Source organism: Flavobacterium panici, from assembly GCF_903819335.1.
Taxonomy (GTDB): Bacteria; Bacteroidota; Bacteroidia; order Flavobacteriales; family Flavobacteriaceae; genus Flavobacterium; species Flavobacterium panici.
This window is the reverse complement of sequence record NZ_CAIJDE010000043.1, coordinates 96,565-123,316: the sequence shown is the minus strand read 5'-3', so window position 1 is coordinate 123,316 and position 26,752 is coordinate 96,565. Positions and strand designations below refer to the sequence as shown.

General features: G+C 33.4%; 18 protein-coding genes. 11 read left to right on the top strand and 7 right to left on the bottom strand.

The window, feature by feature from the left end; genetic code table 11:
- Positions 1-2: 2 nt before the first annotated feature.
- Positions 3-983 carry a cytochrome P460 family protein gene (locus FLAPXU55_RS11770; protein ID WP_180857818.1) on the bottom strand — a complete coding sequence of 327 codons (981 nt, stop codon included), beginning with the start codon at positions 981-983 and terminating at the stop codon, positions 3-5.
- 190 nt (positions 984-1,173) lie between these two features.
- On the opposite strand from FLAPXU55_RS11770, the gene FLAPXU55_RS11765 reads away from it, so the two are divergent.
- The 4 genes from FLAPXU55_RS11765 (at position 1,174) to FLAPXU55_RS11750 (ending at position 5,031) form a co-directional block, all read left to right on the top strand.
- On the top strand, positions 1,174-2,298 hold the full coding sequence (locus tag FLAPXU55_RS11765) for a LytTR family DNA-binding domain-containing protein (RefSeq protein ID WP_180857817.1): 1,125 nt from the start codon (positions 1,174-1,176) through the stop codon (positions 2,296-2,298).
- 228 nt (positions 2,299-2,526) lie between these two features.
- Positions 2,527-3,117 carry a TetR/AcrR family transcriptional regulator gene (locus FLAPXU55_RS11760; RefSeq protein WP_053470433.1) on the top strand — a complete coding sequence of 197 codons (591 nt, stop codon included), beginning with the start codon at positions 2,527-2,529 and terminating at the stop codon, positions 3,115-3,117.
- 122 nt (positions 3,118-3,239) lie between these two features.
- Complete coding sequence (locus tag FLAPXU55_RS11755) at positions 3,240-4,019, top strand: SDR family oxidoreductase (protein ID WP_180857816.1); 780 nt, start codon at positions 3,240-3,242, stop codon at positions 4,017-4,019.
- Between the two features lie 10 nt (positions 4,020-4,029).
- Entirely contained in the window at positions 4,030-5,031 is a 1,002-nt protein-coding gene (locus tag FLAPXU55_RS11750; RefSeq protein WP_180857815.1) for an NADP-dependent oxidoreductase, read from the top strand.
- Between the two features lie 225 nt (positions 5,032-5,256).
- On the opposite strand, the gene FLAPXU55_RS11745 is transcribed toward FLAPXU55_RS11750, so the two are convergent.
- The 5 genes from FLAPXU55_RS11745 to FLAPXU55_RS24010 form a co-directional block, all read right to left on the bottom strand.
- Positions 5,257-5,781: a DUF4442 domain-containing protein gene (locus tag FLAPXU55_RS11745; RefSeq protein WP_180857814.1), complete on the bottom strand. Its 525-nt coding sequence runs from the start codon at positions 5,779-5,781 to the stop codon at positions 5,257-5,259.
- 58 nt (positions 5,782-5,839) lie between these two features.
- Entirely contained in the window at positions 5,840-8,209 is a 2,370-nt protein-coding gene (locus FLAPXU55_RS11740) for an FdhF/YdeP family oxidoreductase (protein WP_180857813.1), read from the bottom strand.
- 303 nt (positions 8,210-8,512) lie between these two features.
- Positions 8,513-9,382, bottom strand: coding sequence for a formate dehydrogenase accessory sulfurtransferase FdhD (gene fdhD, locus FLAPXU55_RS11735; RefSeq protein WP_180857812.1), 870 nt, complete (start codon positions 9,380-9,382; stop codon positions 8,513-8,515).
- Positions 9,383-9,594: 212 nt separating this feature from the next.
- A complete protein-coding gene (locus FLAPXU55_RS11730) occupies positions 9,595-10,530 on the bottom strand; it encodes a hypothetical protein (protein ID WP_219637258.1) in 936 nt (311 codons plus the stop codon).
- Positions 10,464-10,895 carry a hypothetical protein gene (locus FLAPXU55_RS24010; protein WP_219637257.1) on the bottom strand — a complete coding sequence of 144 codons (432 nt, stop codon included), beginning with the start codon at positions 10,893-10,895 and terminating at the stop codon, positions 10,464-10,466. The genes FLAPXU55_RS11730 and FLAPXU55_RS24010 overlap by 67 nt, the downstream gene beginning before the upstream one ends.
- 454 nt (positions 10,896-11,349) lie before the next feature.
- Between FLAPXU55_RS24010 and ppk1 the strand changes: the two genes are divergently transcribed.
- From ppk1 to FLAPXU55_RS11705, 5 genes are all read left to right on the top strand, one after another.
- Complete coding sequence (ppk1, locus tag FLAPXU55_RS11725; RefSeq protein ID WP_180857811.1) at positions 11,350-13,368, top strand: polyphosphate kinase 1; 2,019 nt, start codon at positions 11,350-11,352, stop codon at positions 13,366-13,368.
- Positions 13,369-13,536: 168 nt separating this feature from the next.
- Complete coding sequence (locus tag FLAPXU55_RS11720; RefSeq protein WP_180857810.1) at positions 13,537-15,198, top strand: T9SS type A sorting domain-containing protein; 1,662 nt, start codon at positions 13,537-13,539, stop codon at positions 15,196-15,198.
- A gap of 6 nt (positions 15,199-15,204) precedes the next feature.
- On the top strand, positions 15,205-18,549 hold the full coding sequence (locus FLAPXU55_RS11715) for a hypothetical protein (RefSeq protein WP_180857809.1): 3,345 nt from the start codon (positions 15,205-15,207) through the stop codon (positions 18,547-18,549).
- A 13-nt stretch (positions 18,550-18,562) separates the two neighbouring features.
- Positions 18,563-22,822: a DUF6443 domain-containing protein gene (locus FLAPXU55_RS11710; protein ID WP_235992034.1), complete on the top strand. Its 4,260-nt coding sequence runs from the start codon at positions 18,563-18,565 to the stop codon at positions 22,820-22,822.
- Between the two features lie 765 nt (positions 22,823-23,587).
- Positions 23,588-23,776 carry a hypothetical protein gene (locus FLAPXU55_RS11705; protein ID WP_180857807.1) on the top strand — a complete coding sequence of 63 codons (189 nt, stop codon included), beginning with the start codon at positions 23,588-23,590 and terminating at the stop codon, positions 23,774-23,776.
- Between the two features lie 74 nt (positions 23,777-23,850).
- Here FLAPXU55_RS11705 and FLAPXU55_RS11700 read toward each other — a convergent pair whose 3' ends face one another.
- On the bottom strand, positions 23,851-24,237 hold the full coding sequence (locus FLAPXU55_RS11700) for a secretion protein (RefSeq protein WP_180857806.1): 387 nt from the start codon (positions 24,235-24,237) through the stop codon (positions 23,851-23,853).
- Between the two features lie 543 nt (positions 24,238-24,780).
- Here FLAPXU55_RS11700 and FLAPXU55_RS11690 point away from each other — a divergent pair.
- Together FLAPXU55_RS11690 and FLAPXU55_RS11685 are read left to right on the top strand one after the other, a co-directional pair.
- Positions 24,781-25,131: a hypothetical protein gene (locus FLAPXU55_RS11690; RefSeq protein WP_180857805.1), complete on the top strand. Its 351-nt coding sequence runs from the start codon at positions 24,781-24,783 to the stop codon at positions 25,129-25,131.
- 116 nt (positions 25,132-25,247) lie between these two features.
- Entirely contained in the window at positions 25,248-26,720 is a 1,473-nt protein-coding gene (locus tag FLAPXU55_RS11685) for an aminotransferase-like domain-containing protein (RefSeq protein WP_180857804.1), read from the top strand.
- Positions 26,721-26,752 lie beyond the last annotated feature (32 nt).

Sequence of the window (26,752 nt, the reverse complement as noted above, 5' to 3'; positions counted from 1 at the left end):
ATTTATTTGGTTTTATTGTAAATATTAAATTTATTGATATCAAGATGCAGCGGAGTAGTAAAAACGTAATCATTGTTTTTGACAGGATTATGACAAGAAATACATTCCTGATCAAAGTTGGCGTTATCGCCGTACGGTTTTAAATCATTTCCTTTCCATCTTGCCCATCCCCATCCTTTTGTAGCTTCATATTTTTTGGCATCTTTTATCATAAATTCAACCTGAATAAATGCTCCGGCAGATATAGTTCCGTCGGCTTCTGTTTTTTGTTTCCAGGCAGTTTTGGCAAAAATGGCACCATCGGGCCAAGGATTAGTTTGATGTTCTGCAATAGCTTTTACAGCAATTTCGTTTCCATAAATGATACGCATACTGCCGTTGTCAAAACGATCGGATGTACTAACAGCTTTCCAGTTTCTAAAATTGGGGATATATGAAATATTATTTAGTGTAGGTTTAACTTTAGAGTAATCTGTTATTTTTTTATTCGGAAGTACTTTTTCAACATCTTTTGGATGAGTAACAGACGGTATTTCCTGATTTGGTTTTCGGACAGCTATGGTTGCCAAATAATTTTTTAAAACAGCAATAGAACGATCATCTAATTTGGCAGAAGGATGAAGAGCTGTATAACTTTTAAGCGGCATTTCGCCCGATAGTATTTTATTGAAAGCATAAAAAAGTGTAGCACTTTGTTTTGGCTTTTCTAATTTATCCCAATCAGAAAAATTCAGTGCTTTTCGGCCATCCGTAATATGAGAAGCGACTATAAAATTGGCAGGTGTTATTTTGTCAAACCATGCCAGATTTACAGTATTAGAGTGGCAGTCAAAACAAGAATTTCTTAAAATAGTATTTACTTCTGCCGGAACGTTAGTTAAGTCCTTTGTTGGTGTACTATATTCAATTTCTTCAGGTTTCCAAAATTGTAAAGTAATAAATGCAACCAGTAAAATTGCGAAGATTTTAAGTCCTTTTTTCATTTGTTTTATTTTTTAGATGAAATAAATAATCAATTCAAAATTAGGCCTAATCCCAGTGTTTAAAAGATTTAATTGGCTCAAAGGGGATTTTTTGACCTTGAAGCCGAAATATCAAAAGCTAAATAAATTGCTTATTTTAGCCTAAGTAAAAATTTTTAAACGAATTTCATTTTAAGGACTATAAATTTACATGAAAAAAGCACGTCTTTATACTTTGACACTTACAGGCATTAATATTGTTGTTGTAATTATTAGTTTGATTTCTTCCAGTTATCTTTATTTGTCTGCCAAAGAAAAGTTGTGCAATAGTAAATTAGAATCGGGTGAGAGGGAAGTTCGGGAAATTTCACGTCTTTTAGAACAACAGCTTCGCAGCGGATTATCTAAAGATCAGGTAATTCATAATCTTCAGATAAGTATTGAAAATACAGATATAAAAAGTGATTTTATCTGTATGTACAATCAAAAAGGAATTGAACTCTGTCATCCTAATCCGGCGTTAATTGGGCTTAAAATTCAAGAAAATAATTCTCAGGTAAATGGAATAGGAAATCAAGAGTTTAAACCATTAAGTACCGTTTTAGAACAGGGAGAAAAAATAGGAGGGATGCGAACATTTCCTAATGATCCAAAAAGAAAATCAGAAATAATAAATATAAATCCCGTTGCAGGAACAGACTGGATGGTAGCTTCGCATGCTAACTTGGCTGTTTTAGAAGAAGAATTATCAGATTTGTATCTGCAGTTTGTTGTGAGCCTGTTTTTAAGTACAGTTTTCATAAGTGTTTGCTGCTATTTAATGATACGACTTATTTATCGAAAATATGAAAGGGTTTTTGATCTTGAAAAAGAGGATTTAAATTACAGGGTAAATGAGCTGCAGATCTTGAATCTGCAGTTAAATTCAAATCAGCAGAAATTACAAAATCTGGCAGATAATACTATTCAAAATGATACATCAAAAGAGTCTGAAATTCTAAAGAAAAGGATACTTACGTATCATAAAGATGAACTGATAAAATTAGATATTCAAGAGATTGCCTATATTTTACTGGATAGCGGAATTACTTATATTTATACTTTTGACAATCGCCAATATAACAGCAATAACAGCCTTGATGAGGTGATGAAATGGCTTGATCCAACTATTTTTTACAGAGCAAACAGGCAGTTTATTATTAACATAAATTCTATTAGCAGTATATTACTTTATGGGAAAAATCAGTTGAAACTAATTATAAAACCAGATCCCAAAATCGATATTATTATCAGTAAAAATAAAGTAGCTGAATTTAAGAGCTGGCTTGACCAGTAAAAATGCATAAATAACACATAAAAAAGCGCAGCCGTATTCTATAATTGCTACGCTTTTTTTAGATGCTTAAAATTATAAAGAACCGTTATGAGCTTTAATAACAATAACATATAAATAAAAAATTGTCCATTTAAAAAAGATAAGAAAGGAAATAAAAACAAAAAAACTGTATTATTTTGATTTTAAAATATACTTTTTAGTATATTTGTGCTCAATATTTTAAGTGTGATGTTAACAAAAGCAGAAAAAACCAAGCAATTTATTTTAGAAACAGCAGTACCTCTTTATAATGAAAAAGGTATTTCTGGTGTACATATAGACGATGTGCTGGCTGCTACAAAGCTTACAAAAGGCTGCTTATATGGTCATTTTGAAAATAAAGATGATCTTTCGGAACAGGTTATTGACCTGGCGCTTAAAATGACTTCAGACAAAGTTAGAGCGGCAGTTTATAAAGGGAAAACGGCAAAAGGTAAAATATTTGCATTTATGGATTTTTATAAAAATCCGATTGATACACAAATCCCGGGAGGATGTCCAATATTTAATAATGCCGTAGAATCTGATGATAATTATCCTCTTGTAAAGAAGAAAATTGCCCAAATATTTAGAGCCGGTCAGGAAGAACTTACTGCATTGCTTCAACAAGGAATTGCTTCGGGAGAGTTTTCCAATGAACTAGACGCAGGTGTTTTTGCTTTTAAAATGGTAGCAGCAATTGAAGGAGGAGTGGTTATGTGCAGGGTTATGGATACAGCAAAGCCTCTGCAAGGTTTGATTAAAAGCCTAAAGTCTGAATTAGAACAATACTCAATTTAATTTTTTTTGCTTTAGAATAAACTAAAAAGTATATTTTAAAATAAACTAAAAAGTATATTTTTTTAAATTTTAATTACAAGAGATACAAGAATAAATAATTTAAACCAAAATTTAAAATTAACATGGATGTAAAAGGTAAAACAATATTAATTACCGGAGGAGCTTCCGGAATTGGGCTTGAATCTGCCAGACAGTTTTTAGCTGAAGGAGCAAGTGTAATTATTACGGGGAGAAATCAGGCTAAATTAGATGCTGCTAAAAAAATGTTTCCGGCATTAACAGTTATAAAAAGTGATGTTGAAAATGAAAATGATGCCGTATCGCTGTTTGAAAAAGTAACTTCTTTGGGCGGAATTGATATTTTGTATAATAATGCAGGCGTTGGAACTCCGGCTCTTAATCTTGGTATTGCAGATGATCAAATTTTAAAGAATGCCGTTTACGAAATGAATGTAAATTATTTTGGTGTTTTAAGACTCAATAATCTTTTTATCGATATGTTGAAATCGAGAAAAGAAAGCGCTATTATTAATACCACCTCTATTTTAAGTTTGGTACCAGCCTTAGAAGAGCCAACTTATTCGGCAACAAAAACGGCCTTAAGTTTTTATACAAAACTGCTTAGAAAGAATCTGGAAATAATAAACAGTACTGTAAAAGTATTTGAATTACTGCCTCCTGTTGTTGCAACAGAAATGACTGCAAAAAGAACTGATAAAAAAATGACTCCTGAAGAACTGGTAAAAACACTTATTAACGGAATAAAAAAAGATCAGTTTACTATTCGTGCCGGAGACACAAAAGCGTTGTATATCGTAAGCAGGTTTTTTCCAAAAATAGCTTTTAATTTAGTGAACCCTAAAAAGATTTATCCGAATTTAAAGTCATCCCTAAAATTATAAACTAAATAAGATGAAAGCATTTATAATTAATAAGTACAATAAAAAAGGAAGTCTGCAGTCTGCCGAAATGCCGATACCAAAACTAAAGGACAATGATATTTTGGTTGAAGTTCATGCAGCGGGAATTAATCTTTTAGATTCTAAAATAAAATCAGGAGAATTTAAACTTATTCTGCCTTATAAACTGCCATTAATTTTAGGGCATGATGCTGCTGGAGTAGTGGTACAGGCAGGTAAAAATGTAAAGAAGTTTAAAGTTGGCGATGAGGTTTATGCCAGACCTTCAGATTATCGTATAGGTACATTTGCAGAGTTTATTGCCATAGACGAAAAAGATGCGGCACTTAAACCTAAAAACATTTCGATGGAAGCAGCAGCTTCTATTCCTTTAGTAGCGCTTACGGCATGGCAGGTTTTGATTGAAAAGGCTCAAGTTAAAGCAGGACAAAAAGTGTTTATTCAGGCCGGTTCTGGAGGTGTAGGAACTATTGCAATTCAGCTGGCTAAACATTTAGGAGCTGTAACTGCTTCTACGGCAAGTGCAAAAAGTTTCGATTTGCTTAAAGATTTGGGTACTGATGTTATTATTGATTACCAGAATAGTGATTTTGAAAACATTTTGAGTGATTATGATGTGGTATTAAACAGTCAGGATCAAAAAACGCTCGAAAAATCACTTAAAATAGTAAAACCGGGAGGAAAACTTATTTCTATTTCCGGGCCGCCGACTCCTGATTTTGCAAAAGAAATTGGAGCTCCCTGGTTTATCAAAATGATTCTTTCTTTACTAAGTTCAGGGATTCGCAAAAAAGCAAAAAATAAAAATGTCGATTATTCTTTTTTATTTATGAAGGCAGACGGACAGCAGTTAAAAGAAATCGCAGCGCTGATTGAAGCAGATATAATTAAACCGGTAATAGATAAGATTTTTCCATTTGATAAAACCAACGAAGCATTATCGTATGTAGAAAGCGGACGCGCAAAAGGTAAAGTAGTGGTTAAAATAAAATAATGATCTTCTTTTAAATATACAGATTAACATTTTTCATTTTAAAACGAGCACCTAAATTACAGCATAGTTATAAATGATTTTTCATTTATTGTAGCCCTATAAAGTAGTTTTAACGAAGATTATTTATAATCTAAATTCGGGGATGGAATTTAACTGATTTAAGCCAAAACCGAATGCTTGTTTTAAATTAAAAATGCTGTATCCATTGAGTTTTAAAGCTAAACGTTATAGCTTTTTATTTTCTCTTTTCTTTTTAAAATAGCTTTTATTAGCAATGTAAATTGTTTTGCGAACCTCACAATATGTGATCGATTTATCTTTGTTTGTAAGCAATGTAGTTTTTACAATTTCTAATTCATTCTGTTGCTTAATCTTATACTTAATTTCGCCCAGTTCTTCTAGAGTAAAAATAAAATCAGCGTATAAATTCTCTTTTGCAGGTCTCTTAAAATAAATTTCGGCTGCTTTATCCCATACTACAAAATTCTCATCTAAAAGATTTATCAATTGAACCATCGGAATTGGGTCTACAGCAGCAAACATGCTTCCTCCAAAAATAGAGTTTACATAATTTTTGTTTTTATAACTTATAGGAAGCTTTATTTGAATTTGCAATAAATCCTGCGATACATTTACAATTCTGGCAGTACTTCTTCGGTACATTGGAGACAGATTAAATCCGTACTTAAAAAGTTTTGGTTTCCCGATATACTTCGAACCTACTGCTGCTATTTTTTGATATACCGACATTTAAATTTGATTTGAGTGTTATTTTTTAATGAATTGATTGGAGAAGATTTGCAAATTTTTACAAACGACTTATTCTTTCATAAATTTTAGGATCGTGTTTTCTAACTTTAATTTTTACATATTTTGAAGCTGGCATATTACTATCCTTAACCACATTATTAACGGAAACCAAAACGTTTGTTTCGGGAAAATAAGTAACCGTGTTTTTCTCAGGAATTTGATAGGAAACAATAACAAACAAAGGCGCGATTCTTTCAATATTATCATCATAATTAAATAAATCGACTTTATCGCCAGCTTTAAATCCTCCTTGTTCAATATCTTTTTCGTTCATAAATATTACCCTGCGTTCATTTTTTACACCGCGGTAACGATCATCAAGACCATAAATTGTGGTATTAAACTGGTCGTGCGTTCGGGTGCTTGCCATCATATATTCATCTGGGGCAAGTTCGTTTTTTGGAATTTCCGTTAATGTAAAAGGTGCGCGGTCTCCAAAATCTTTAGTAATAAATTTTCCATCACGTGCCGCATTCGGTAAATGGAAACCTCCTTTTTGGCGTACTTTTTCATTATAATTCTCAAAACCGGGAATACATTTTTCAATGGCATCTCTCACATCATCATAACTGTCATGATAACGCTGCCAGTCAACAACCGATTTATTTCCCAGCGTTGCCATAGCCAATTTACATACAATCTGAGTTTCATTAATAAGATTATCAGATACAGGTTTGAGCATTCCTTTTGACGACTGTACAACGCCCATTGAGTTTTCGGTAGTTATAAATTGTGCTTCACCATTAACGATATCAATATCGCTTCGGGATAATGTTGGTAATATAATAGCTTCTTGCCCATGAATCAAGTGACTGCGATTCAGTTTTGTAGAAACATTTACGGTTAAATTCAGTTTTCTTAAAGCACTTGCGGTATAAGTTGTATCTGATGTTGCCGATAGAAAATTACCACCCATACAAAATAGTAATTTTACTTTTTCTTCCTTCATGGCTTTAATGGCTCTCACAACATCATATCCATGTTTGCGAGGCGGATTAAATCCAAAATAAGCCTGAAGACGATCCAGTTGTTCGTTAGTAGGTTTTTCATCAATCATCATCGTTCTGTTTCCCTGAACGTTACTATGACCACGAACGGGGCAAACGCCTGCGTCGGGTTTACCAATACTTCCTTTTAGCAATAGAATATTAAGAATTTCTCTAATCATTTCTACGCCGTTGGGCTGCTGTGTAAGTCCCATTCCCCAGCAAACAATGATTCGTTTTTTGAAAGCGATGATTTCTGCAGCTTCATAAAGTGCTTCTTTAGAAACGCCTGAAAGTTGTACAAGTTCATCTAAATTATAATTATCAAACTGTTTTAGGAAAGCTTCATATCCGGTAGTTTTTTCTTTGATGAAATCATAATCAAAGACTTTTCCGGGATTTTTATTTTCCAATTCCAATAATATAATTTCAAGGGCTTTTAAAAGCGCCATATCTCCATTTATTTTTACCGGAAGAAAAAGATCGGCTAGTTTGACACCGTTTCCAATAATTCCGTTAATTTCCTGCGGATTATGAAATCCCATTAAACCCGCTTCCGGCAATGGATTAACGGCAATAATTTTCGCTCCGTTTTTTTTACCTTTTGCTAATGCAGTCAGCATTCTTGGCGCGTTTGTTCCGGGATTTTGACCAATAATTACAATTACATCTGTATCATAAAAATCATCTAATGTTACGGTTCCTTTTCCAATTCCGATCGTAGTTCTTAAAGCCGAACCGGATGTTTCATGGCACATATTAGAACAGTCAGGCATATTGTTGGTTCCAAATTCTTTTGCAAAAAGCTGATAAAGAAATGATGTTTCATTGCTTGTTCTTCCTGAGGTATAAAAAGCAGCTTCGTCTGGCGAATCTAAGGCGTTGAGATGTTCTGCTATTTTTGTGAACGCGTTATCCCAGCTTATAGGTTCGTAGTGCGTTCCATTTTTAGGAAGATACATAGGCTCTGTCAATCTTCCCATTTTTCCAATTTGATAATCATCTAATTGTGCAAGATCATAGACAGAATTTTGTTTGAAAAATTCAGCTGTGATTTTTTTGGTAGTGGCTTCTTCTGCTAAAGCTTTAACTCCGTTTTCGCAGTATTCTCCCAAAGGCGAACGATCATCATCTGGATCAGGCCATGCACAGCTCGGACAGTCAAAACCACCTTTTTGATTCATCTTGAATAAAGCTTTTGTCCCGCGAACAAGCGTTTTTTCTTCAATAAGATCACTAAAAGCTGAGATAACAGCGGGAACTCCGGCAGCCCATTTTCCGGTTTTTGTGAGCTTAAGATCTAAAAGTTTATACGGATTTTCGGCATTTGGTTCTTTTGTAATTTTATCGTTGATGCCTTTTGGAGATTTATCTTCTTTCATGACTTTTGCATTTAATTGGCTTATTCGCAGAAACTGGAATAATTATGATTTTAATTCAGCTATAGAAATAATTTTTATACCTCTTGGGTTTAATTGTTTTAACACATAGAAACATAGAATTATTGAACTCAAGAAAGGCGTTTCACTTGCATTAACAAATCCCGATAGCTATCGGGACTATGTGTGAGAAACGAGTTTCTTTTTAATTGACTTTTTCAAAAACATAAAATCTATGTCTCTATGTGTTTAATTATTGTTTTTTATGCATTACACCCAACGGGATAACTGTTGTTTTAATTTTTATTAGAAGTTGATTACAACCTGATCACTGGAATTATAGATATTGAATCTATCTTCTTTAAGAAAACCCAAAAGGGTAATATTAAATTCTCTAGCCAATTCTACAGCAAGACTCGACGGAGCACCAATGGCAACTACTACTGATATTCCTGCCATAGCCGCTTTTTGAATTAACTCAAAACTAGCTCTTCCGCTAAGGAGTAATATATGTTTATTTAAAGGAAGTAAATTATTTGCAAAAGCACTGCCAATTAGTTTATCCAATGCATTATGACGTCCAACATCTTCCTGTAAAAAAACTAAATCGCCTTCAATAGTAAAAAGTCCCGACGCATGAATACCGCCAGTAACGGCAAAACTGCTTTGAGCTGCTTTTAATTTGTTTGATAATTGATAAAGTACTTGCGCAGCGATATTTAGTTTTGGATTGTCTAATGGATTAAAAGTACTGACCGTTTTGATAGATTGTATAGAACTTTTTCCACAAACGCCGCAGCTGGACGTGGTATAAAAATTCCGGTCTGACGACATCAAATGCGGAATGAAATCTTCAGCTAAATCTACCTGAACAATATTTTTCTTTTGAAAGGAACAATCTGTATTGGTGTGATAAACTTTTTTAACGTCCTGATAAGAAGTTATAATGCCTTCGGTAAATAAAAAACCAATGGCAAGATCAAAATCATTGCCTGGCGTACGCATTGTTACCGAGATATTTTTGTGTGTTTTTTCGGCTTCAGGGCCGTAAGAAATTCTTATTTCAAGCGGTTCTTCTACAGAAAGAATGTCTAATATAGATGTACTTTCAAATCCGTTCACTTTTGTAATGCAAACCTCTTTAATGGAAACTAATTCCAAATCATTCATTTCCATGTAAATTCATTAAATGTTGATACGTAAAATTAATAAAAAATGATTTATAAGAAGATTTTTCTCCTTGTAATTAAACCGTTTTTAAGGAATTAAATTACTATAATTTATGCCATTTTAATGGAAATTAGGGATTTGGATAAAAACAAAAAAAGATATGCAGACAAGAAAAACAATTAAGCTTCTTGTCTGCATATTTAAATTAAAAAGTCAATTTATATTGCGCTGATTTTTATAGAGCTAGCTTTATCATTAAAGCCTCCTAAACAGCTATTGTTTCCTGTTACTACAACAGATTCTCCTCCAAAATTATCGTTTTGGTAGAATGTAATTTTGTATCCATTATCTAAACGAACAGACGATAAATCATCATTTACAATACCATATGATTTTAGCTGAGCCAATGTATAATCACCCGCAGGCAAAGCAACTGCATAACCTGTATAGCTGCAATTTTGGTAAACTGTAACAACGCCTCCGGCAGAACTATTGTATTTATTATCAGTATAGGTACGTGACAAATTGCCTACGCCATCAAAATAATTATCGGCTAATTTTGCAGGATCTGTTGCAAATTCTCCGCCTTGTACGATACCATCATTTCCGTCATTCCACGCCCACGGAGCATTAGCACCGCCAGTTTTAAAATCATTTCCTTTAAATCCTCCGCCCGGGCTAGAAAACAATTCAGTATTAAATCTTTGATCCCATAATCCTCCGGTTTCAAAAATATCAACAAGTTTGTATTCCACGTAAGTGTCATAATTATCGGATGGTATTTGTGCAGTTCCACTTGTCGAAGGATAGTAGATAATTCCGTCTCCATCAATATCGTGCTGCGGCCACGCTTTAAGGCTGTGTCCTTTAGAATCTTGCGCAGTAATAGGGTGCAATTCTCCGTTATAATCTCTCATTTGTAATGTTCCGTCAACACTTTCCAATCCGCTTACAAAAGAACTTCCAGATGGTACATAAGAGAAAAAGTCTGAATGACTAACTGTAACCGCTCCTTTTAAAGAACCATAAGTTGAACCATCTTTTTCTACAATCATTAATACACCTTCTAAATCATTTTCATGCTGATCTAAATTGTATAAAAACGGATTATCTGTCCAATCGCGTGGAGAGAAAAAAGCATAAGTATAAACCAATGTGTATTTGATTCTACCACTGAATAGTAGCAATGTGCCGCTAAAGAGTTGGCATAAGCAGGAAGATTGTTCCAGTTGTTTTCGGCATTCCAGTCGTTGTCGTAGTTAATGGCAGTAAGATAATCTGATTTTCCTCCTTCGGCATAAGTTCCTGTTGCGTCTACATCTTTGTAATGAATTGGAGCCCATCTTCTTGCCAAATTAGAACTTGCTGAGATGCTCATTTTTTTGAAATTTTGCTGCTCTTTTGCTACAGCAGAATTTTCGCTTTCTTCTAATGTCGTATCCTGACATGAGAATGTAATGGCCGACAGCATAATAATTAAGGCTCTACTTAATACCTTTTTTGGATTCTGTTTTTTCATAATTCTAGTTTTAATGGTTTATAACATATTTAAATTCAATGATTTTTATAAATTATTTGATAGCAATAACCAACTGAGAAATAAAAAGTAATCAGCTTTGTTTTCTGGAAATTTTGTCGATAGAACGGATTGTTTTTGAATTATAATTCTTACTACTTGTAAGTACCTTAAAAGAGAAATCGTACTATCGAGGCAGTATTATAATACGGTTAACAAAAAGTTAATAGGATTAAGATTATTTATTGTTTTTGAAGTCAATAAAAAAGAAGACGGTATTTAGCATATACCAACGTAATAATGAGATTTCGATATAAGCTATAACAATGATATAATGCTGATTAAGTTATGTTACCAATAAATTAAATTATGGTTAACAGCCCTTTTGTATTTACATTTTAAAATAATTAATCCTGAAATTTACAAGTATCAATAAAGTATAAACCAATTTTTTTACGTGCAAAACCATCTTATACCTTCAGAAATTTCGTGGCTCTCTTTCAATAATTGTATTTTGGATGAAGCCGAAGACTCCAATAATTTGTTATATGAAAGAATTAAATTTTTAGCCATTCATTCTTCTAATTTAGATGAATTTTTCAGGGTTAAAATCAGAAAACTGCTGACTAAAAATTCAAAAAAGAACACAGAATTACTCAATAAAATTTTAGCCGAAGTAAATCTCCAGCAAAACAAATTCGGGGCAATTTGGAAGAAATCAATACTGCCAGAATTAGCTGCGAATAATATTGTTTATTATGAAAATCAAGAGCTTGCCGAAGAGCATTTGCAGGAAATTGAATATTATTTTAAAAGTATCATTCTCTCTTATATCCAGGTTATTTATATTTCAATAAATCAGCCTAAAACGTATTTCTTAAACAATCGGAGTTTATACTTTTTGGTCAAGTTAAAAGATACTTCGGGTAATTTTAATTATGCTTATTTGAATATTCCTTCGGATAAACTGGACCGATTTAAACAATTGCAAAGTCAGGGCGATATGCATTATATTATTTCGATAGATACTATTATAAAGAATTGTTTATCGCTTATTTTTCCTTCCGGAAAAGTGGTTTCCTGTAATGCTATAAAATTAAATCGGGATGAAAATTATTTAATAGAAGATGAAAATTCAGGAGATTTAATAGCGAAAATTGAAGCGAAAATCGAAGAACGAAAACGAGGTTCGTCGACAAGATTTCTGTATGATTCTAATATGGATGCTGAAACAATTTCGGTATGCAAAAAAACATTCCGCCTTAAAAAAGATGAAATGATAAAAGGAGGAAGCCATCATAATTTTTATGATTTATTCAAGTTTCCAAATCCAGTAAAACCCAATCTTCAGGGAGCAAATTATCCGGGTATCAAACATTTGCCTTTTGAAAGCAAAAAGTCGGTTTTTGAAATTATTGATAAACAAAATCAATTATTGCATTTTCCGTATCAATCATATTATTATGTACTTCAGTTTTTTAATCAGGCGGCAATTAACAGAAACGTTCTGGAGATAAAAATTACTTTATACCGAATTTCATCGCAGTCGTTAATTGCAAATGCTTTGATAAGCGCTGCTAAAAACGGAAAAAAAGTAACTGTTTTTGTAGAAGTAAAAGCACGTTTTGATGAATACAATAATTTATTCTGGTCCCGAGAAATGAAAAATGCCGGAATAAAAATCATTCAAAGTATGCCGAATTTAAAGGTTCACGCTAAAGTGGCAATGGTAACCATGAAAGACAAATACGGAAATAAAAAATACTATAATTATTTATCGACCGGAAATTTTAATGAAAGTACAGCCAATATTTATTCTGATTTTGGATTTTTTACCTCTGAAAAAAAATATACAGATGATCTAAAAAAAGTCTTTGCATTTTTAAAAACCAAGAAAAAAGCAGGCGCACCAAAACATATTCTGGCCGCAGGCTTTAATATGAAAGAGAAGTTAATAGAATTGATAGATACCGAAATAGAAAATAAAAAAGCCGGAAGAGAAGCGGCGGTATTTTTAAAAGTAAACGGAGTCGATGAAAAAGATATTATTGACAAACTTATTGAAGCAAGCAGGGCAGGTGTTGAAGTAACATTAATTGTCCGCGGCATTTTCACCTTATTGCCGGGAATAAAATATGCAACCGAGAACATAAAAATCTATAGGATTGTAGATATGTTTTTAGAACATTCCAGAATTTACAAATTTGCAAATAATGGAGAGGAAAAAATCTATTTATCATCAGCCGATATGTTAAGCCGAAATTTAAACAGAAGAATTGAAGTTGCTTTTCCGTTGTATGATGAAAAACATATTGAAGAAATTAATACAATTATTCAGTTACAGCTTGAAGATAATACAAAAAGAAGAACCATAAATAATGAAGGAAATAATGAATTAGAGGTTCTGACTGCGGATGAACCAAGACGCGCGCAAACGGAAATTTATGATTGGCTTGCGGAGTGTAATATGGAATGATGTTTAGTTTTATTTTACAAATAAAGCTCGATTGTTAAGTTGGGCTTTTTTTTGTAATATAAAGCTTATTTTTCCGTAAATAATAACTGATTTTTATTAAAATATTAGGAATCCTATAAAGATTTAATCATAACATTTTCTAGATTTGCGCCGAAATTAAAATTGCTTATGAAAAAACTTTACTTATTAGTCTTTACACTTTTACCGCTTTTAATTTTTTCTCAGGATATTCTTTGGGAAAAATCGTATGGAGGTATACATGCAGATTATCTTTTTGATGCACAACCAACAGCAGATTACGGTTTTATATTAGCAGGAAGTTCTGTGTCTGATAAAACCGGAAATAAAACAGAGGACAATCATGGAGATCTGGATTACTGGATCTGGAAAATGAGCGAAAAAGGTGAACTTGAGTGGCAGAAAAGCATTGGAGGAAATGGTTTTGATCTTCTTCAAAGCATTAAAAACACAAACGACGGCGGATTTATACTGGCAGGAACCTCAAGTTCAGGAAATAGTTTTCAGAAAAAAGAAGAATCTAAAGGACTTAGTGATTTTTGGGTTATAAAACTCGATGCTTCAGGTACTGAACAATGGCAGAGAACCATTGGAGGAAATGGCCAGGATGAACTTTTATGCGCTTTTCAGACTAAAGATGGAGGTTATGTTTTAGGAGGTTCATCCAGTTCCAGTCCATCTTCAATTTCAAATAATACAATAGATCCAAAAATTACTGCTTCAGCTAAAACAGATTTATATAGTAAATCTGAAAAAAGCCGTGGTAATATGGATTACTGGATCGTAAAACTGGACAGACATGGCGTTATCGAATGGCAGAAAACATACGGAGGAGAGTATGCCGATTTATTACGTAGCATGGAACAAACCGCTGATAATGGATATATTTTAGCTGGATACTCAACTTCTCCAATATCTGGAGACAAAACCGAAGCAAATAATGGTTCCGGAGATTACTGGATCGTAAAGTTAAATGATTCAGGAGCAATTCAATGGCAGAAAGCATACGGAGCAGAAGGCGATGACCAGCCTTATATAATTCATCAGACTGCAGACGGCGGTTACATTGCCGGTGGAAATTCTAACAGCACCAATGCCCTAACTCCATTAGGAGGCATTGTAGGTAACGGAACAGATTTTTGGGTATTAAGAATCAATCATCAAGGAGACGTTTTGTGGAGTAAGACTTTCGATTTTGGTAAAGTAGATATTCTAACATCGCTGGTGGAGAATAACGATCATACCTATTTAATTGGCGGTCATGCAAAAACAGAAACCAGACAATCTGTAATTGGAGATTTGGCAAAAAAGGCAGGTGTAGGAAAGGAAAAAGATGGTATAAACGATTATATCGCACTAAAAATAGATAATAAAGGAGAAGAATTGTGGAGCAAAACGGTAGGCAGTAACGGCGAAGATATTCTAAGAAAACTAGTTGAAACCCGTGATGGAGGTTATTTAATGGCAGGAACTTCAAACTCAACTTCATCTAAAGATAAAAATTCGAATATTGGCAGTAATGATTTTTGGGTTGTTAAACTAAAAGACAAAACCAAGATTGAGAAAGTTAAAGCCAGCATTGAAGCAATTCCTAATCCTGCAGTTGATTATACGAATGTAATTATTGGTTATGATTTCAAGGAAGGTACTGCAACAGTTGTTGATATTCTCGGTAGAAATTTACAGCATTTTAAAATATCAAGCAGAACAGTCCCTGTGAATTTAAACGGTTATGCTGAGGGAATATACATAGTAAAAATTCAGACAGATGTGAAGACAGAGTCTGTGAAAATAATTAAAACGGTTAAATAATTTAAAATGAGTATTATAATAGATAAACCAAATCTAAAAAGTTTAATTAAATTTTTATACTTTTTGGTTATTTTTTTTGTTTCGATAAAAATTAATGCACAAGGCGAAAAACCAAGTTCATATTTTCCAAATATAGTACCACCGCCACCAAATAGTGCCAGTTTAGGGGCGTATGGACAAGTGCCTCTAAATCAATTTACTGGTAATGCAAATATCTCGATTCCTTTACTGGAGTTAAAATCAAATAGTTTATCACTTCCTGTTTCATTATCATATTCATCAGATGGAATTAAAGTAGATCAATATGAATCAAATGTTGGTATGGGATGGGCATTGAATGCAGGAGGTGTTGTAACGAGACAAGTTTTTGATTATCCCGATAATTATAATGGCAGAATGCAAAAACCTAATGCTGCAATAGATTCGAATGAGATGGAAACTTTTTTAAATCAGGCATCATTGGGTTCTCAGGTTGATACACAGCCAGATATTTTTAGTTATAATGTGAATGGTATATCTGGTAAGTTTTTTTTAGATAATAATAATCCTGTGGAGATAGAACCTTCAGGATTAAAAATTGAAATTACATCAGGCTTTATCGATTTGGGATTTGTTCCAACATCTACTCCTGAAATAACTATAACTGATACGAAAGGAATCAAATACTATTTTGGAGGAACAAACGCAATTGAAAGCAGTTCTACAAGAAGAATTTTTGTTGAAAACTCACCACCGGGAGAAACTGTTAAAACTTCATGGTATTTAACTAAAATTGAAGACCCATTTACAAGTAGTGTAATAACATTTACGTATGATTCCAGAGTGGTGACATATGTATCAAGTAATGAACAAAGTTTAGAATATGTTTATGGATTTGCAGGAGTTAGATTAACTTCAGGATTATATAATTATCAGAGTACTTCACGTTTGAATGAATCTCTTTTGAAAGAAATTACCACAGTTAACAGCAAAGTGTCTTTTGTATATTCAAAACGATTTACAGATCCTGATTTTCCATTATCAAAAATAGATGAAGTAATTTATACTACAATTCCGGGCACAGTAATAAAAAAAATAAAATTTGATTACGATCAATATTCAGGTACTACATTTTCGAATAGTTATAATCAATCCTTTGAATATTTTAAAAAAAGGTTTTTTCTTAAACAAGTTAATGAGTTTAGTACAGAAAGCGAACCAATAACACATCAGTTTGAATATTATTTTCCCGATAGACTTCCGGCAAGATTTAGTTTTGCACAAGATAACTACGGCGTTTTCAACGGAAAAAATAACACAAGTTTAATTTCTGATGAAATTTCTGTTTTTAATTCTGTGCTTCAGGCTATTCCAGGTGGAAAATTAGCAGACAGACGACCAGATGGTAATTTTGGATATTATGGTCTGTTAAAAAAAATAATATACCCCACAAAAGGATCAACAACTATAGAGTATGAACCTCATGTTTTAGGGAAGATAAATGTTCCGGTAAATGCTGTAAAAAACCAATTTAGTTTAAGCGTTTCTACCATTAATGAGCAATTTAACAATTCAGCTACAAGTACTATTCATTCCTCTATGCAGCAAAAAATCAGGATAAATGGTAGTGTAGTAAACAATGTAGATCAATGTACGGAGGCAGAAAATCCTTGGCCTCTTCGGGCTGAAGTAGTAATAACTGATTTATCTACTAATCTTCCTGTTCCGTTTTATAAAAGCGGATCAAATCAGGATACTCCTTCCTTAATAGGAAATTCCTATACTTTTTATAAAACTCAAAGTGTTACTGAAGACACTTTTACTCTGGAAGCAAATAAGGATTATTCAATTAGCATATCTTTGATTAGACCCTGCATGTTTGGAGGTGTTTTTTTTGATTACTACAGCCAGCCTATAACATATCAGGAGATTGATAAAGAAATTGGTGGTCAGAGGATAAAATCTATTTCTAAAAATAATAATGTAAATGGAATAATAGAAAAAGAAAGATATTATTACAGGCCTTATAATTGTGCTACCTGCCAGAGTGGGAGCTATATCAATCAGGCACCGATTGCATATGTGAAAAATATTGAGAGGAGTAATTTATGTGAATATCCGCCACAACGTACATTATATTCTGTGGGAAGTTCAAATCTGGCTAGATTATATTCTGCACAAAATGCTCAATTTGGTTATGGATATGTAACCAAAAGTTATGGGGATAATTTTGAAAATGGAGGGGAAGAATTTAAGTATGAGATAATTCAGGACGGTTTTCCTTTGCCTACATTAGGAGCAATGGATAAAACAACACCGTTCACAAATGGTTTTGGATCAGGAAAATTATTATCTCATAAAGTTTTTAATAAGGCATTAACAGTAGTAAAAGAAACTACAAATACTTATTATCATGATCTTTCAAAAGATATATCAGTAACAGGATATAATGCTTTTATGAGCACACAGGCTTTTGCGAGAATTGGTGATGCTACTGCTACTTTCTGTGGGCTTCAGCTAAATTGGGCTAATTATACTCTAAATGAATATTCTCTTCGCTCCCAATGGTATTATTTAAAACAAACAGTTGAAAAGCAGTATGATCTTAACGGATTAAATCCGGTAACAACTACGACTGATTTTAATTATGGAAATCCAAATCACTTACAACTTACATCGCAGAGTATTAAAAATTCAAAAGCAGAAGATATGATAACTAAATATTTTTATGCAAAAGATCCTGAAATGGCAAACAAACCGTTTGTAACCGAGTTAATCACAGCTAATATTATTGGAGTTCCTCTGGATACACAAACTTATAATGGAGCATCAACCAAGTTGTCAGAACAGTTGACCGTTTATGACAAAAGTACTGCAACAAGTAATTTATTACTGCCAAAATCTATTTATGCAGGTAAATTTCCAAATGCATTCCCAACAGTTTTAACAGATAAAAATCTGGAGAAAAAAGTCACTTTTGATCAATATGATGATAAAGGTAATATAATACAATACACTCCCGAAAGTGGTATTCCGGTTGCTGTTATTTGGGGATATAATAAAACCCAGCCTATTGCAAAAATAGAAAATGCGACATACAGCGAGGTTTCATCTTATGTGGCTAATTTGCAAAACTTGTCAAATACAGGAACAGAGGCTAATTTAATTACTGCATTGACATCATTACGCAATGCTTTGCCAAATAAAATGGTAACGACAATTACATATTTGCCGCTTATAGGAGTAAGTACCATAACAGACCCAAAAGGAAGTATAACAACTTATTTATATGATAAGTTCAACAGACTTAAAGTTGTAAAAGATAATGGTGGTAAAGTTATTTCAGAAAACCTATACCATTATCAAAACTAATCAAAGCCTTAAAATGAGAAAAAAAATACTATTTATACTATTATTCCAAATATTTGCTTTTGTAGGTTATTCACAAGTAAAATCTAATTCTTCCAATAGTGCAAAAGCTGCTGCCGTTGTCGATCCGGGTGGAGAAGATCCTACAGGTTACCAGTGGAATCGTGATTTTGATAAAGATGGTTTTGGAGACCCAAACGACTATGTATTCAGTCAGACTAAACCTAATGGTTATGTTGCAAATCCACTAGATTGTAATGACAATGATGCTACAATAAATCCTAATACAGTTTGGTATCGAGATGTTGATGCTGATGGATTCGGTACTTCGGCTACAACTATCCAAAGCTGTACTCAGCCAACAGGGTATGTAAGAAATAATACAGATTGTAATGATGCAGATGCAACACTAAATCCTAATACAACCTGGTATCGTGATGCAGACGGCGATGGTTACGGAGCTACAACTCCAACATTAAAACAATGTACTCAACCAGCAGGTTATGTTCGAAACTCGTCTGATTATAATGATACAACTGTTAATATTACCAATATTGCTCCATCAACTTTTTACAGAGATGCTGATAACGATACTTTCGGAAATGCTGCGATTTCGGTTCTTTATAGTGTAAAACCAGCTGGATATGTTACTAACAGTACTGATTGTAATGATGCAGATGCAACTTTAAATCCTAATACAAAATGGTATGCAGATAACGATTTGGATGGATTTGGTGATCCGGCAAGTTTCGTAACACAATGTACGGCTCCAGCGGGTAATTATGTACGAAATAATTCAGATAACTGTCCTACTATTAAAGGCACGAATGCAGACTGTTCACTTCTTGTAGCTCCGTCATCAGATAGAAATTACATCATTACCAAAACATATAAAAAACCATTTGCAGATGTTATTGAGTTTCCTGCCTTAGATGAGGCAGTTCAAAGTATAACTTATTTTGACGGTTTAGGAAGACCAATCCAGCAAATTGCCAATAAACAATCTTCGTTATCAAAAGATATTATCACAAATATAAGTTATGATAATTTTGGAAGACAAATAAGAGAATTTCTTCCTTATGAAGCTTCATCCGTTAATATGGCATTTGAACCTAATGCAGAAACGAATACTGCAAGTTTTTATAATACAGCTAAATATGAAAACACAGCTAATCCGTTTTCGCAAAAAAACTTAGAATCTTCACCTTTAAACAGGGTAACTAAACAAGCTGCGCCGGGAACTTCCTGGGCAATGGGCAGCAGTCACGAGATTAAACTGGATTATCAGACTAATACAGCGACAGAAGTAAAATTGTATAAAGCAACGACAACATGGACAGCAAGTTTAGGCTTATATGAGATTGCATTTTCAGATGCGGGAAATTATGCAGCAAACGAACTTTACAAAGTTGTAACCTACGATGAAAATACTACGGCAACTCCAACAGAAACTGCAGGATCAACAGTAGAGTTTAAAAACAAGGAAGGACAGGTTGTTTTAAAAAGAACCTATGATGCAGGTGCAAAACATGATACTTATTATGTATATGATATTTATGGAAACTTAACATATGTAATTCCTCCAAAAGTAGATGGAGCAACAATTACAGTCGATGTTTTAAATGGATTTTGCTATCAATACAAATACGATTACCGAAACCGTTTAGTAGAGAAAAAACTTCCTGGAAAACAGTGGGAATTTATTGTGTATGACAAGCTGGACAGACCAGTAGCAACAGGTCCTGCGTTTTCGCCTTTTAAAGACGATGCCTCTGTGGGTTGGATTATTACCAAATACGATGTTTTTGGCAGACCTATTTATACAGGTTGGAACAGTCAGACGGTAAGTTCTACGGCAAGGTTTACCCTGCAGGGAAACCAAAACACAGCAACAACTTTGTACGAAGACAAAGCAGCGACTACCATTGATGGTATTGCTACGAATTATAAAAATACGATTGCGCCAACGAGTTTTAAACTCTTAGCCGTTACATATTATGATGATTATACATTTACGGGTGCTCAAACGGCCCCAACTACTATTATTGGACAGACTGTTTTAGTAAATACAAAAGGATTGCAAACAGGCAGCTGGACTCGTGCTCTAAGTACCGTAGCATCTATTGCAGGAGAAACAACCACTACTTTTTATGATAGTAAAGCAAGGCCAATAAGTACTTATGTAAAAAATCATTTAACGGGTGTAAGTCATACCGATAATGAAATTGATTTTATAGGAAAAACGCTGACAACTCAAACAGCGCACCAACGATTGAGTGGTGGAGCGGTAATAAATACGGAAGATAAATTTACCTATTCTCCACAAGATCGTCTGCTCACACAAACCCACAAAATAGGTACGGCAGGAACAGTCCAGCTTATGGCGGCTAATACCTATGACGCTTTGGGACAGTTAATGAGTAAAAATGTTGGTAATACTACTGCCGCGCCTTTGCAGAAAGTAGATTTTAATTATAATGTAAGAGGCTGGCTTACCGAGATTAATAAAACGGCAAATTTACAGCAGGGAACTGATGCGAAAGATCTTTTTGCTTTTAAAATTAATTACAATACCACTCAGGCAGGGATTTCTGGCGTAAATGGACTTTATAATGGAAACATATCAGAGACATTATGGAAAACAGGTGCCGACAATACAGAACGCGCTTACGGCTACCAATACGATAATTTAAACCGATTAAAGAATGCGATTTACGAAAAAAGCGGCGTAACGACCAATGCGTACAATGAGAGTTTGACCTACGATAAAAACGGAAATATCATGTCCCTGATACGCAAAGGAGATACTGACCCTCAGGTACAGCCTATAGAAATCGATAATCTGGCCTATACTTATACAACCAATACAAACCAGCTGGCTAAAGTAGTTGACAACAGCAATAATACCAGTGGATTTAATGATTTTAATAAAACCGGGGATGATTATACTTATGATGCCAATGGGAATATGTTTACCGATAAAAATAAAAACATTAGCGCAATTGCTTACAACCACCTTAATCTGCCAAAGAAAATAACATTTGGAACAGGAAATACAATTGAGTACATTTACAATGCAACGGGAGAAAAACTCGAAAAAATTGTAACGGAAAATAGCATTGCCACAACAACCAATTATTTGGATGGTTTTCAATATAAAAATACGGTTCTGGAATTTTTTCCAACTGCTGAGGGTTATGTAAAAAATACAAGTGGAGTGTATTCTTATGTGTTTCAATATAAAGACCATTTAGGAAACATCCGTGTAAGCTATGGTAAAAACCCAACAACTCAGGTTCTTGAAATTATTGATGAGAATAATTATTATCCTTTTGGTTTAAAACATAAAGGGTATAATGATTATGTGGCTACAAGTAATAAGTTCAAGTATAATGCGAAAGAATTGCAAGACGAGCTGGGACTTAATATGTACGACTATGGAGCAAGAAATTATGACCCTGCACTTGGTCGCTGGATGAACATTGACCCCCTTGCTGAAGTCTCAAGAAGGTGGTCACCCTATAATTATGCATACAATAATCCTGTAATCTTTGTTGACCCAGATGGAATGCTTGCAACCTATAATTGGGAAGAGCATTACAAAGGTAATACAGGTGTTTACACTGATAATGGAAGTGTAGTATCTTTCGGAGAAGCTATGGCTGGTTATGGAATGAATACTAACGGTTCTCAGAAAGAGGGTGACCCAAAAATAATTTCAAGAGAAGAATGGGGAGCGAAAAAGCCAATAACAAAAGGTAGGGAATATGAACAAATAAAAGGTAATTTGTCAGTTTACTACAATACAATAACAGTACATCATTCAGGGAATGAAGATAATGCGCTGACGATTCAAGAATTACAATTAAAAGAACAAAATGGTGGATATGCTGATATCCCTTATCATTTTGCAATAGACGGAAAAGGAAATATTTATGAAGGAAGGCCTCTTAATATTAAAGGTTCACATGTTAAAGGTGGAAATACAGGAAATATTGGTATAGTTTTATTAGCTGATTTAGATTCTCAAGACAGGGGATTAAACATACTTTTTAAAGCAATTGAAAAAGTTACTGGTGACGGAGAAGCTTCAACTGAAATGATTCAATCTTTAGTGAATTTAACACAGTATTTAAATACTACATATGGAATACAGTACTATGGAGGTCACCAAGAAGCTATTCCATCTAGATATTGCCCAGGAAACATGGGTATGGAATGGGTGGAGAGAATCCGACAAACATTTAAAATGCAAAAACCAATAATGAAAAATTAATTTTTAATTATGAAAAAAGTTTCTTTTTGTTTAAACGTTGCAACCATTGCACTAGTAATTGCAACTTCAGATTCGTTTTATAATGATTATATAATGTTTTTTGATATTTTTTTATTCGTATCAATAATTTTAAATTTTTTACTTTTTAGATTTAGAAAATTTCATTTAATTAAGAACTATTTAATTATGTCAATTATTCAAATAGTGTATTGCTTATTAACCGTTGCATCTAATATTGAGTTGGAGTACCAAAGGTCTAGGTTGTGCGATATATTTTCTAAACCAGAGATTTTTAATTCAAATATATTATCATTTTTAGAAAATGTTTCAATTCTTATTTTTGTTTTATTTATAATTTTAGAACTTAGATTTATTTATATTTCTATAATTTCAAACCCCCGATCGCTCGGATATGCGAAACGATAGCGCGGAAATTTTTTCCGTGCCCGCAACGAGCATCGACAAAGCATAAAAAAGAAAAAACCTCGCCAGCTGGCGAGGTTTTTTGCGTTTTAAAACGTTGGTAATCGTGCTTGTTTTTTTCATTTAATACTATTTCAAATCGATAAAAAGAATCTAAATCTTACAAGTAGAAATAAATTTACATTTCCTTCATAATTAGCATATTAATAACCTGCACTGATAAGTTTTTTCCTCGTAGTTATTAATAATTCGTTGAAACAATTATAATAATATTATAATTGAAATTTTGAAGATAAACGGATTACATCAGATAACTTTAATGTTTCTAAACATTATCTACAAATGAAAACAATCCAATTCAGAACCGATGATTTAACCCAGTACACCGTTAATATTTCCCAAATTACCTGCATGTTTACCGCAGATGAATCTCTAGGAACCTGGATTTATCTGAGCTGCGGAACCAGACTAAAAGCCCTTTTAGTTATTGATAATGTTTTAGAAATGATCAGCAAAGCCGAAAATGAGTAATTAGGAATTAGACAAAAACAAAAAAACAGCTCAAAAAGCTGTTTAGAAGATTTTGTTGGGACAAAAAAGGGGATTTATAGGCTAAAAGCAGGAATTTGATTTACACTTTCGTCTAATTGTAGTGTTTTCTCTTTTTTAGCTGTAACTTTAATCTGGTGTTTTGCAACTTTTCCATTTTCTATTATCTCTAAGAAATAAATTCCAGATGGATAACCTTGTAAACTAATTGTTTTTGATATTTCAAATTTGTTTATTTCAGGTTCTCCGGAGTAAATTAAATTGTGATTTTCATCACATATAGTAAAAGATGCGTTTTCAGCACCATCTAGAATAAAGCTTTCCACTTTTCCGTTTCCGGTATCGATCATCAAAATGTAGTCTCCTTTTTCTTCATCAGCATAAGTGTAAAGTGATGATAGTAATAAGGTATCAGTTAAAACTGTTTTACTAAATTTTGTCATTTTTTAATGGCTTGATTGTCAAAGATTATTGTGGCGCAAAATTAGAAAATAAATTCAGTTTTATTCAAAAAAAACTTATTTTTTATTGCGTAAATTGCTGAATTACAGATGTTTTAGTGTTTTTGCTAAAATATGTGTTAAAAATGCAACCCTTCAATCTTCTTTTTGTACATCTTAAAAAAAAATCGAATGATTATCAGTTTATTAATATTTTTTAAAAATGCAATAAATAAGAAAATATCCTATTGTTGACTTTTCTAAGATTTAAAATCTGATCAGTTGATCCTCAGGTTCAGTAAATTATATCTCAAATTGAAACAATTCTCCAACTGCTATTTTGCAAACATCGCCTTCCACATAAATTTCACTTTCTTCAACATTAGTTCCTTTTACTATTATTTTCATTTTACTGGGTCTTCCTAAAAAGCTTCCCTGATTTAGTATAATTTCGGTATTAATATTTAATCGATTCTCAACTAAATAAGTGTCAGCAGGTTCCGCTGCACTTCCTGTGACCGGACATTACCAAAAGGCGAAAGCTATTTGAAAATTTATGACATAGGTAGCTTGGTTGGTAATATTGCTGATAGCCAATATAAAAATTCGTTGCACATTTTAATTGTTGGGAAATCAGGAGCTATAGGTTCGCCATTTAAAGGATTTCCAGAACAGCCAATAAATGAAAATAGCAACAATGTAAAAGTTTTAAAACCAATATTTAGTGCTGTTGAAGGTAATCAATGGTTTTGTGTTGATATGCAGCCTTTGCGAAATGCATTAGAGAATAAAGAAATAATAGTAATTGATGTTACGCTGTCAAGAATTATAAATGGATTTGATTTTGTAGTGGTTATCCCAAAAGTTACGGCTGCAAAATTTCCTAAAACAGAATAAAAAACAGGATGTCATTAAAATTGGAATCATAGACCAGAAAATGTTTCATTAGTAGTCCAGTTTTGTTATATTTGAATGGCTGTAATTGATTAATAAACAGACTTCAAAACTTTCCTATGCTTCCTTATAAAAACCTTATAATTATTGATAAAAAAGACAGTCTGCCGGTTTACAGACAGATTTCATTACAGCTTATTTCCTTAATTCAGGAAGGAAAACTTCCTCCAGGCGCTGTACTTCCAAGTACCAGAACGCTTGCTTTTGATTTGCAGCTTCACAGAAAAACGATTGTGGCGGCTTACGAAACCCTTGTGTCTGAAAACTGGATTGATAATTTACCCCGTAAAAGCTACACAGTATCACCAGATCTGCCAATGTTTAGGCCGAGATCTTATAACAGTAAAAGAGTAAGCCCATTTGCAGAAACAGCAACTTTTGATTTTGATCATTTTGAACTTGTAATGCCTTTATCTCGCTCTTTAAATAACAACCGTTTAGAGATTAATGACGGTTTTCCGGATATTTCGCTGCTTCCTGTTCAGGCGATATCAAGGCAGTTTAAGAAGACTTTAGAATCTTCTGCAACGAGCAAACGCTCAGGAGTAAATTTAGACGGCGGTTCTTCAAATTTCAAGACTTCGCTGCGTTCGTTTCTTAATCAGACGCGCGGAATTGATATGGGAGAAGAGAACTTATTTACAACACGCGGGGCTCAAATGGCTATTTATATCGCAGCATCGCTTATTATAAAGCCCGGTGACAAGGTTGTAGTCAGCGAACCGACTTATTTTATAGCGGAGGCGCTTTTTGAGAAACTGGGCGCCGAACTTATCCGTGTACCAATGGATAGCGACGGAATGTGTACAGAAAAACTGGAAGATATTCTGAAAAAAAATGTCATCAAAATGCTTTACATCATTCCGCATCACCATCATCCAACAACGGTTACAATGAGTGTGGAAAGAAGAAATCATTTGATGAAACTTATTACTGCTTATAATTTTGCGGTTATCGAAGATGATTACGATTATGACTTTCAGTTCAAATATGACCCTTATCTGCCTTTGGCCAGCGGTGATCATGGCGGCAGAATAATTTATATAGGCTCGCTTACCAAAGTTCTGGGTTCGCCTTTTCGTCTGGGTTATATAATTGCGACTGCTGATTTTTTACAAGCTGCTGCAAGATTGAGAACTCTTATTGATTTGAGAGGAGATTTTATAATGGAAGAAACGATTTCGGGAATGATTGCTAATGGCGATCTGGCGCGACATATTCAAAAAACAAATAAATTATATTCTCAAAGATGTGATTTTCTATCTGATTTGGTAAGTTCAGAAATGGGCGATATGATTGATTTTACAAAACCCACAGGCGGAATGGCTTTATGGCTGAGAGTAAAACCTCAATATGATTTATCAAAAATTATTAAAAAGGCCGATCTCAAAGGTCTTACCATAAAAGGCAGTACCTATTGTATTGGAAAAGATGCGCATTTTAATGCTTTCAGGTTTGGTTTTGCTTCCTTAAATGAGCAGGAACTTACTGAAGCGGTCCATATTATCAAAACAGTTACTCAAAACCTGTAATCCTAAATTTTATAATTCTGTTTTATTTTCGT